The organism is Okeania sp. SIO3I5 (assembly GCF_010672085.1).
Taxonomy (GTDB): Bacteria; Cyanobacteriota; Cyanobacteriia; order Cyanobacteriales; family Microcoleaceae; genus Trichodesmium.
Map to the genome: position 1 here is coordinate 1 of NZ_JAAHHT010000044.1, position 10,937 is coordinate 10,937.

Annotated in this window: 7 protein-coding genes and 2 pseudogenes; all 9 read left to right on the forward strand. The window is 32.7% G+C overall.

Features of this window, described 5'->3' with window-relative positions; genetic code table 11:
- Positions 1-390 precede the first annotated feature (390 nt).
- The 9 genes and pseudogenes from F6K40_RS12990 (at position 391) to F6K40_RS13030 (ending at position 10,776) form a co-directional block, all read left to right on the forward strand.
- Positions 391-1,056: an HAS-barrel domain-containing protein gene (locus tag F6K40_RS12990; protein WP_293136398.1), complete on the forward strand. Its 666-nt coding sequence runs from the start codon at positions 391-393 to the stop codon at positions 1,054-1,056.
- A gap of 1,203 nt (positions 1,057-2,259) precedes the next feature.
- A complete protein-coding gene (rpsB, locus tag F6K40_RS12995; RefSeq protein ID WP_293136400.1) occupies positions 2,260-3,084 on the forward strand; it encodes a 30S ribosomal protein S2 in 825 nt (274 codons plus the stop codon).
- A 114-nt stretch (positions 3,085-3,198) separates the two neighbouring features.
- Positions 3,199-3,783, forward strand: a pseudogene (locus F6K40_RS13000) (elongation factor Ts); the annotation flags it as partial.
- 117 nt (positions 3,784-3,900) lie between these two features.
- Positions 3,901-4,029: pseudogene (locus tag F6K40_RS13005) on the forward strand (elongation factor Ts); the annotation flags it as partial.
- Between the two features lie 875 nt (positions 4,030-4,904).
- Positions 4,905-5,564, forward strand: a complete 660-nt coding sequence (gene tsf, locus F6K40_RS13010) for a translation elongation factor Ts (RefSeq protein ID WP_293136402.1) — start codon at positions 4,905-4,907, stop codon at positions 5,562-5,564.
- Positions 5,565-5,925: 361 nt separating this feature from the next.
- Positions 5,926-6,903: a hypothetical protein gene (locus tag F6K40_RS13015; RefSeq protein ID WP_375340565.1), complete on the forward strand. Its 978-nt coding sequence runs from the start codon at positions 5,926-5,928 to the stop codon at positions 6,901-6,903.
- A gap of 1,254 nt (positions 6,904-8,157) precedes the next feature.
- Positions 8,158-8,469 (forward strand): hypothetical protein, encoded by a 312-nt coding sequence (locus tag F6K40_RS13020; RefSeq protein ID WP_293136405.1) that lies wholly within the window; start codon positions 8,158-8,160, stop codon positions 8,467-8,469.
- Between the two features lie 24 nt (positions 8,470-8,493).
- Positions 8,494-9,045: a GAF domain-containing protein gene (locus F6K40_RS13025; RefSeq protein ID WP_293136408.1), complete on the forward strand. Its 552-nt coding sequence runs from the start codon at positions 8,494-8,496 to the stop codon at positions 9,043-9,045.
- A 165-nt stretch (positions 9,046-9,210) separates the two neighbouring features.
- Positions 9,211-10,776, forward strand: coding sequence for a GAF domain-containing sensor histidine kinase (locus F6K40_RS13030; RefSeq protein WP_293136410.1), 1,566 nt, complete (start codon positions 9,211-9,213; stop codon positions 10,774-10,776).
- Positions 10,777-10,937: the final 161 nt, after the last annotated feature.

Below are 10,937 nucleotides of genomic sequence, written 5' to 3' on the forward strand. Positions count from 1 at the left end.
TTATGACTTTTTGTAGATTAACGAAAATATGCTTTTTCAAAGATTGAAGGCTATATTAACCAATCTCTAAAAGCTAGTAAAATTGTCACTTGATTCTAGAATAAAATAGTCCTGGATAGAAAGGAGTTTTTCCCCAACAAAGGATGGGAAATAGATATGATTCGCACTTAATTAATGACGAATAAATAAGGTTTAAATCTTTCCTTTTGAAGGGGATAGAAAAGAAAATTCATAATTTCAAGTATCCTGCTTAAGTAGAAGGTAAGCTGTAGTGCATTTAAACTTGATAAACTTGAAATTTTTCTAGCTGAAACCCTTGTTAAATAGTAGGCGTTCCTTTAAACAAAATACCGAATAGTTTACTGATAACTGATAACTGATAACTGAATTATGCGTCTTCCTTTACCTCAGTTTGCTAATACAAATCGTCAGAATAATTACATAGCTGAAGTCATAGAAACGGCAACTACAGAATTTTTAGCTCAGTGTTTAGAACCAGAAGAGTTAGATTTTCCTATGATGCCTGCTTTTGGTACTTGGGTAAAGTCGAAAGATGAACAATCAGGAAATCAGATTTATGGGGTGGTTTATTATGCTACGACTTTACCTATTGACTCGGTACATAGAGCTAGAGCTTTAGGAATGTCTTTGTCTGAATTACGGGAGCAACAACCACAAATTTTTGCTATGTTGAAGACAGAGTTTCGAGCAGCAATAGTGGGTTTTTCTTCTCCAGAAAATTTGAATGGTTCTAAAGCAGGAAATTCTATAATTTATCAGTATATTCCACCTCGTCCTCCTCAAATTCATCAAGCAGTTTATTTATGTGAACCAGAGGAAATAATTAGGTTTAGTGAAAAGTTAGATTTCTTGCGGACATTATTACTGTTAGTTAATGCTCCTGTTGATGCTTTAGTTGCAGCTACTATTCGGGAAATTTATCAACTTAGAAAAGCAGATCGTGATTGGTTAGTTCAAGCAGGTAGAAGTATGAGTGTTTTGCTCAGAGATGATTATGATCGCCTAAAAATAATATTAGGGCAAATACATCCTTGAAATAATTAATAATTAACAATTAATAATTAATAATTATAGTTTTTCCTAATTTTAAGCAGTAGGCAATAAATCAAGATTTTCTACGCAAACTAAAAAAGAATTGAGAATTAAGAATTGAGAATTCCAAAAAATCTAGCTTTTCCTAATTTAATGAAGTACAAAAATTATGATTTGAGCTAAGAGTCAATAGACAATAAGCAGTAGGCAAGAAATCAAGATTTTCTAGACAAACTAAAATAGAATTGAAAATTCAGAATTGAGAATTGAGAATTCCAAAAAATCTAGCTTTTCCTAATTTAATGAAGTACAAAAATTATGATTTGAGCTAAGAGTCAATAGACAATAAATAGACAATAAGCAGTAGGCAATAAATCAAGATTTTCTAGACAAACTAAAATAAAATTGAGAATTCCAAAAAATCTAGCTTTTCCTAATTTAATGAAGTACAAAAATTACTCTTTTACCTAAGAGTCAATAAACAATAAGCAGTAGGCAATAAATCAAGATTTTCTACACAAACTAAAATATAATTGAGAATTCAGAATTGAGAATTGAGAATTCCAAAAATCTAGCTTTTCCTAAATTTAATGAAGTACAAAAATTACTCTTTTAGCTAAGAGTCAATAAACAATAAGTCAATAAACAATAAGCAGTAGGCAATAAATCAAGATTTTCTACACAAACTAAAATATAATTGAGAATTCAGAATTGAGAATTGAGAATTCCAAAAATCTAGCTTTTCCTAATTTAATGAAGTACAAAAATTATGATTTGAGCTAAGAGTCAATAGACAATAAGCAGTAGGCAAGAAATCAAGATTTTCTACACAAACTAAAATAAAATTGAGAATTCAGAATTGAGAATTGAGAATTCCAAAAAATCTAGCTTTTCCTAATTTACTCAAATATAACTACTACATAACCTATTTAGTATCTTGGCCTTGATTAAATTTTTGAGTTAGGATGTCCCTGGGAAAAAGCAATACAGGAAAAAGATTAAAAAATCCCCCCTGACTCCCTGACTCCAAAACTTCCCTATTCCCCAACTTCCCAACTCCTAATCGTAGATTCAAAATGGGTGTTAGATATGATAAGCTAGAAAAGTTGTCTAAAATCGCACATCTGGGTAATCGGGTGTTCTACAGATTTTTAATTTGTGGGAATGCGCTTGGATGGAGGATTAACCCGAATAGGAGATTAAAATATGCCAGTTGTTAGTTTGGCTCAATTGCTAGAGTCAGGAGTCCACTTTGGACATCAGACTCGTCGTTGGAACCCAAGAATGTCCCAGTATATTTTTACTGAGCGTAATGGGGTTCATATTATTGATTTGGTTCAAACAGCTCAATTAATGGATGAGGCTTATTCTTATATTAGAACTGCTTCAGAACAAGGAAAAAAATTTTTATTTGTTGGTACTAAGCGTCAAGCTGCTGGTATTATTGCTCAAGAAGCTACTAGATGCGGAGGTTATTATATTAACCAACGCTGGTTAGGTGGAATGCTGACTAACTGGACTACTATTAAGACTCGTGTAGAAAGATTGAAAGATCTAGAGCGTCGTGAGGACAATGGGGGACTAGATTTGTTGCCCAAAAAAGAAGCTTCTGTTCTTCGACGTGAAATGGCTAAACTACAAAAATATCTGGGTGGGATTAAAAATATGCGTCGCCTTCCAGATGGGGTAATTATGGTAGATCAGCGACGAGAGTATAATGCTGTTCAAGAATGTCAGAAGTTAGATATTCCTATTATTTCTTTATTAGATACTAATTGTGACCCTACTCAAGTAGATATTCCTATTCCAGCAAATGATGATGCTATTCGGTCAATTAAACTTATAGTGGGTAAGTTGGCTGATGCTATTTATGAAGGTCGTCATGGTCAATTAGAAACAGACTATGAAGAGGACTATGAGGATTATGAAGAATACGAAGATGATTATGAGGGTGCTGAAGGAGATTTTGAGTTAGATGAGATGGATGTGGATGAAGATGAATCATCAGAAGAAAATAATGAGGAAGAATAATCAACTCAAGTAATATTGTTGAGTAGCAGAGGTAGGGTTTTTAGAGATAAATTAAAGGGTATATTTTTTTTAAAAATCCTACCTGAAAGTTAGGAAACTAAAATAGGAAAAGAAATGGGGGCAATATCTGAAAAGTTAGTTAAAGAATTGAAGGAAAAAACAAGCGTATATATAATAGACTGCAAAAAATTCCTCAAAGAAACTGATCGGGATATTAATGAAGCTATAGAATGGCTTAAGGAAAAAGGTATTCCTGCTACTATAAATAATGAAGGTAAGGTAGAAGCAGAAGGACTGGTTGAGAGTTATATTCATACGGGTAGCAGAATTGGTGTTTTATTAGAATTAAGTTTTCAAAGAGATTTTCTTACCCAGAAGAGTGAATTAAAAGAACTAATCAAGAATGTTGCGATGCAAATAGCTTCTTGTCCACATATAGAATATTTGTCAGTTGATGATATTCCCACTGAATTTATAGAAAGTGAAAAGTCTATAGAAATGGCTAAAGAAGACTTGAGGAATAAACCGGAAAATATTAAGGAAAAAATAGTTCAATGTCGAATAGAGAAGCGGTTAAAAAAATTAGCTATGTTGGATCAACCTTTTATTGGAGACAAAAATCAGACATTGGAAGAGTTGATTAAAGAAACTAGCGCTAAGTTAGGTGCAAATATTCAATTACTTCATTTTATAAGATTTTTTGTAGGAGAAAATGTTGAGGAACAAGAGAGTAACTTTTCTGAAGAAGTAGGAGAAGATGTTGAGGAACAAGAGAGTAATTTTTCTGAAGAAGTAGGAGAAAAAACTGAAAGAAAGATAGTGCAAATATCTGCAAACTTAGTTTATGAATTACGGAAAAAGACAGGTAGAGGTATGATGGATTGTAAAAAAGCCCTGAAAAAAACTAATGGCGATATAAATAAGGCTATAGAATGGCTTAAACAAAATCCAGCATGGTGGGAACACGATTGTCGGATTCCTTTATATTACTATTACTACTGCATATTTGTGGGATGAATTGTTAGGATTAGAGAAAGAGAAAGTTGATAAGTAAGCTCAAAGATTTATTTGGTTTCTTTGTTCCCCAGAGATTTATCTCTTGATTTACTAATTAATGCCAATATAATCAGTATTGCAGGGAACAGGGAACAGGGAACAGGGAACAGTTGGAAAAGTGTTTCCTACTATAAGATTCATCATCAGTCTATGTCCTAATCTTTGCTTCGACTGCTATAAATTATCAGGATGAAATGGAGGACTCCTTCGATCAAAAAATCAACTAAACTACTAAATTACCAAAACCAACAAACAAGCTCTTTTAGGCATCGTTTCATTAATGGATAATGGATATTACCTCTCCCTTTTAGCAGGGCTATTTTGTTCTAATTTCTGACTTTTTGTGCAAAGGACGAAAATATGCCTTTTCAAGAATTGAAGTTTATATCAACCAATCTCTAAACAAAGAGTAAAATTGTCACTTTATTCTAGAATAAAATAGCCCTGCTCTTTTAGGGAGAGGATTGATGCTCAAGGAAAGAATTTATTAGTCTCCCCTTAAAAGGTAAGGCTAATAAAGCTGAATAATTCTTAATTCTTAATTATTCAGTAAAAATTAAGTTGTACAAATTTTATCTGAAATAGGTTGTGAAATATAGCTTTTATTAAAAAAAACTGTTCAGGTTATTTTTTAGATGGCTCCTTACCTATTTGCTACTTCACTAATTTCTATCTCTGGTATATGGAAGATTTTTTCAAAATCTTTAGCGACAACCCTATAATAATAAATAAAATTGTACTGCAAGTAAAGGAAATAATGAAAGATGGCGGAAATATCTGCAAAATTGGTTAAAGAGTTGCGCGAACAAACAGGCGCTGGTATGATGGACTGCAAAAAAGCCCTCAAAGAAACTGATGGGGATATTACTAAAGCTACAGAATGGCTGAGACAAAAAGGTATTGCTTCTGCTGGAAAACTTGAGGGTAAAGTCGCAGCAGAGGGACTGGTTGAGAGTTATATTCATACAGGTGGCAGAATTGGTGTTTTAGTAGAAGTAAACTGTCAAACAGATTTTGTGGCCAGGAATGAGGCATTCAAAGAATTAGTCAAGAATGTTGCGATGCAAATAGCTGCTTGTCCACAGGTAGAATATGTGTCTGTTGATGATATTCCGACTGAATTTGTAGAAGGTGAAAAATCTATAGAAATGGGTAGAGAAGACCTGAGCAATAAACCGGAAAATATTAGGGAAAAAATAGTTCAAGGTAGAATAGACAAGCGGTTAAAAGAATTAACTTTGATGGATCAGCCTTTTATTCGTGACCAAAATAAGTCAGTAGAAGAGTTGATTAAGGAAACTAGCGCTCAGTTAGGTGAAAAAGTACAAGTACGTCGTTTTATTCGGTTTGTTTTAGGAGAAGGTATTGAGAAAAAAGAAAGTAATTTTGCTGAAGAAGTGGCAGCACAAACTGGAAGTAAGTAAGAATTTAGAGTTGAGAATTTAGAATTCTGAATTCTGAGTTTAAAATTGGTAAATTTACCTTATAGAATTTAAAATTCAGAATTGGTAAATTTACCTTAAATTATAAATTTCAATTACCCTAAATTACTAAATTCTACATCTTAAATTCGTAAGTATTCAGCCGTTAGCTATCAACTATTGCTTTTATCACTCACTAAAAGCAATATTTAATTGAGAAACGAAAAATCTTACTACAAAAGTTAGCTCCAAAGTCTATATTCATTTAAACTCCGTCTTTAAGCACAGGGTATTATTGCTGAGAGCTGATGGTTAATAGCTGAATACTTACTTAAATTCAAAATTCAAAATTGTATAGATATATTTGGGTGTAGTGGGAGAAATTAAAAAAATAGGACAAGATTTGAAAAGAATTGAAGAGGCGATCGCTGATATTGCCAAGGAATTTTATAGTACATATCAAGGCTATTTACAAGTTTTGGGGCAAGGGATGCGCCAACAGTTAATTTTTGCTAGTTATCATATTTGTACTCAGGCATACCCAGAAGCATTTCTGAATTTATCATTTTCTCAGCGACAAAAAATGCAGCAAGAACTGCGAGAAAAATCTAAATTGGCAGTTCAAGAATTACAAGAATTATTGAACCAAGAGCCAAAGTTTGAAGAAAAATCGGATGAGACTTCTGCCGCAGAATTAATAATGAGTCTTCTGAATGAAGAAGAGAAGGAAAAAGAAGTTATAGAATTTGATGCTTCTGAATTATTGACTGAAATATCTTCACAACTTACAACAAATTCTCAGGAGGAAGAGGTTGCCACTGGAACTGGAGAAACCCTCGATAAAACTGAGGCAGAAAAAATGAAAAGTTCTCCAGAAAGTATTGTTGGTAAATTGGAGAATATTGATTTATTAAGACCTTGGCAAGAAAATATAGAAAAGCAAATACCCAAAATTCTCAAAGAACTTTCTCATCAGACAAATTGTATACTTCAGAGAGTAGAAATACTACCTAAAAAAATACCAGAAAAAGTTTTAGAAGCTGCAACAAAGATGGAATCAGGAGATACTCCTGTAGGTGGGAAACCTAATATATTAAATTTGTTGATTGAAGCAGAAAATTTAGATGATGATGATGATACTAAGGTGACTCGAATCACAGCAATAAATTTGCGATTATCTGAAATAGAATTTACTGATATTAATGTCACAGGTTGGCGTAATAAAATTCGTAGTCTTTTAGGAAAGCTCAGTCAACTGGAACGAGAATACCATAAAAAGCAACGGGAATTAGCTGTAATGGAAGCTGAGTCAGCGTGGCGTTCTAGTTGGTATGAGGAATAATTAATAATTAATAATTAATAATTAATAATTAAGGTTCTTCTAGGGTAGCTATGAATTACTACACTTAGGAACTCTATAACGATTATTATGCACGGATTATGGTTATACAAAAAAAGCGATTCTAATAACAATCAATTTTCCTAAAGATTAAATCCTCTGCTATTTAAGGGGTTAAGTTTATTTAGGGTTTGCTGATTAAATATTAAATCCTTTTCAGGTCAAAGTTTCAGGCTTTTTATATCTTGAAAAAATCCAAGCTTTTAGGTTTTTTAGCTTCAAAAATTTAGTATTTTGGGCAGATAAAGACAGAAAAATTGACGAACAATTCTTAAACCTACCTTCTCTAAATTCCCCTAACTCCTGTACGGGCGAATGGCCATTCGCCCCTACGACGACTGACTCCTACCCCTACCACAAGACTTTTTCAGCAAACCCTATTTAAACTACTAAAAAGCTATAACCAGTCTAGAAGAACCTTAATAATTAATAATTGATAATTACCTCTTATACCATTTTGATAAATGTTTGCTACAAATAATTGGGGGATTTTTGTTTGAGTCAGGAGTCAGGAGTCTTATCGGAATTGCTTCAATACCACTTTTTAGGTCGTAAAATCATGTTCGGATAATCAGTTATAAATAAAATTTCAGCTTTGAGAGTAGGGAAAAGATATTACACTTCTACTTTTCTCCTGACTCCTTTCTCCAGCAATTCTGACTTCTGACTCCTGACTCCTTTCTCCAGTAATTCTGACTCCTGTACGGGCGAACGGCCGTTCGTCCCTACGACTCCTGACTCCTTGATAATTATTTATAAGTATTCAACCGAACATGATATAAATCATCTTTTTTGTCAAATGGATGTCTCCTGAAAATTATTTTTATCGCTCTTACTATTCGTAACATTCTTTTTTCATGCATAGTATTATTAAAAACGAGAGGATTGAAAATTAAAGAAATATCCTAGCATTTTCCTTCTTTAAAGGAGAGGGTTTATACCTTTCTTTTTCGGTTAAGAAATAAGAAGAAGGGGACAATAGATTTACAGCAAATTCCAAGCATAAAAAGTACAGACTTAATAATTAAATTCTCTCAGTCAGCGTACCTAACTAAAATAGAATCTGCTGTAATAGCAAAGATATAAAATCCTTTGTTTTTTTTGTTTTGTGTTAGAAAGAAGGAAGAAGGAGGGAAATAGTTATTTTTATTCTATTTTTTTTCCTGTTCTCTAAAACAAAAACATAAGATAACAAAAATGTGGGAAGTATTGAAATCTATATTTTCACCAAGTCAATATATGCCTCATGGTAATTGTTACCTATGGCAAACTTCATTAGTGTGGCTCCATCTTTTGAGCGATTTACTCATTGCCCTTGCTTATTTTTCTATACGAGCAATGTTGGTGTATTTTCTCTGCAAACGTAAAAAAGAAATTCCATTTTTAGGAGTATTTGCTTTATTTGGAGCATTTATTATTTTGTGTGGAATAGGTCACTTATTAGAGGTTTGGACATTGTGGTATCCTGCTTATTGGCTTTCTGGGGTGGAGCAGGCAATGACTGCTTGAGTTTCTTGTTTTACAGCTTTACAAATGGCTACTCTTTTGCCTCAGTTTCTAGCTCTAAAAACACCGGAACAATTAGAAGCAGTTAACCAAGAATTACAGCATCAAATATTAGAACGTCAACACGCAGAACAGATATTACAAAATATTGTCATGGCAACTTCTTCTGTGACAGGAGAAGAATTTTTTCCGGCTTTAGTTGAGAATTTAGGGAAAGCTTTAGATGTTAGTTATGTGTTTGTTTGTGAAATAGTTGAAGACTCTTTCAATTTAAAAACTTTGGCTATTTGGGGAGAGGGAAAAATCAGAGATAATATTGAATTTAATTTTTTAAATACACCTTTTAAAACTGTTATTAACACCAGAAAATTATCATACTACCCAGATAATTTAAAAGAATATTTTCCACAGTGTTATTTTTTCGGTAACAACAAAGCTCAATGTTATTTAGGAGTACCGTTATTAGATGAAAATCGGCAGGCAATAGGGACGTTATGTGTGATTAATAATCAACTTTTAGTTAATGAAGAAAATGCTATGGTAATGGTGCAAGTTTTTGCAGAAAGAGCTACTTCATAATTATTACGACAAAAAGCAGAAATAGCTCGCAATCATGCTTATGATGATTTAGAAAATCGGGTTCAGGAAGCTACTGAAGGATTACGTTTACGCACTGCTGAATTAGTCGAAACAAATGCTTCTTTAAAAACACAAATTCAAGAAAGAATTGCAGCGGAATAAAAAATGGAAGCTAGGGGAAATCGTCTAAAAAAACAACAGACGGGATTGTTAAAGCTAGCTAAGAGTAAAAATTTATATGAAGGAAATTTGGAGACTGCTTTACAAGAAATAACTGAATTAGGAAGTCATATTCTGGATGTGGAAAAAACAAGTGTGTGGTTTTATAGTGAGGATAAGTTTGAGCTGAAATGTGCAGATTTATATCAATTATCTGCTGCACAACATAGTCAGGAAAATCAATTTTTTACTGGTGGTTTTCCGCTGTTATTTCAAAATGTTAATCATCAAGATAAAAATTATAGTCAGAATCTTGATATTCACTCTGATACTCCAGGAACAGCTCTAGATTATTTGGCTCCTATATCGGTTAGTGCTACCTTAAATATTCCGATTAATTTTAAGGGAAAAATAATTGGTGTGATTTGTCTAGAACATCAAGAAAATCATAGAGATTGGGAAGTTGAAGAACAGAATTTTGGCAGTTATTTAGCATACATGACTTCCTTAGCTATGGAATCTCGCGATCGCCTCCAAGCAGAATCAAATTTACTTCAAAAAAATCAGGAGTTGGCTACTACTTTAGAACAACTACAAACTGCTCAACAAGAGTTAATTCAATCAGAAAAAATGGTGGCTCTCGGACAACTAATAGCGGGTATAGCTCACGAGATCAATACTCCTTTGGGTGCGATTAATTCTTCAATTAATAGTATTGCTAATTTTTGGGAAGTTTATTTAGAAAAACTTCCTATTTTTTTCAAAGAACTTTCTCCGGAGCGACAGGAAAACTTTTTTGCTCTCTTAAAAAAATCAAACAATGCAGGTATTTCTTTATCTACTAGAGAGCAACGGCAAATTAAAAGAAATTTAGTTAGTCAACTTCAGGCAAATTCAATTGATAAAGCTACAATTATGGCTAACTATTTAGCAGGGGTAGGAGTTTATGATAGTTTGACTGAATTTTTACCTTTATTAAAGGATAAAAACAGTGAAGAAATTCTCAAAATTGATTATCAATTTGCCAATGTTCAAACCAGTAGCAAAACTATTCGTACTGCTGCAGAAAGGGCGGCAAAAGTAGTGTTTGCTCTGAAAAATTATGCTCGTTATGACTCTACTGGGGAGAAAGTAAAAGCTAATATTTTGGAAGGAGTTGAAAAAGTCTTAAGTTTGTACCATAATAAGATTAAGCATGGTGTAGAAGTTATCAGAAAGTTTGATAGTTCTTTGCCTTTTATTCAATGTTATCCTGATGAGTTAAATCAAATTTGGACAAATTTAATTCACAACGCTTTACAAGCAATGGAATATGATGGTAGTTTAACTATTGAAGCAACTCAGTTAGATAGTTATATTAGGGTGAGCATTATTGATAGTGGCAAGGCAATACCTCCTGAAATTATGTCGAAAATATTTCAACCATTTTTTACAACAAAACCAGCAGGAGAAGGCAGTGGTTTAGGTTTAGATATTGTCAGAAAAATCATTGAAAAACATGAAGGAAAAATAGAGGTAAATTCTGTGCCTGGGGAAACTACTTTTACTGTATATTTACCAATGGAGAATTAAGAATTGAGAATTAAGAATTGAGAATTGAGAATTGAGAATTGAGACTTGAGAATTTAAAATTAAGAATTTAAAATTAAGAATTTAAAATTAGAGATAGTTGTGATTATTCATTATCAATTAATTAAAAAAGCTGATAGATAGTTAAAATGGAGAAAAATTAA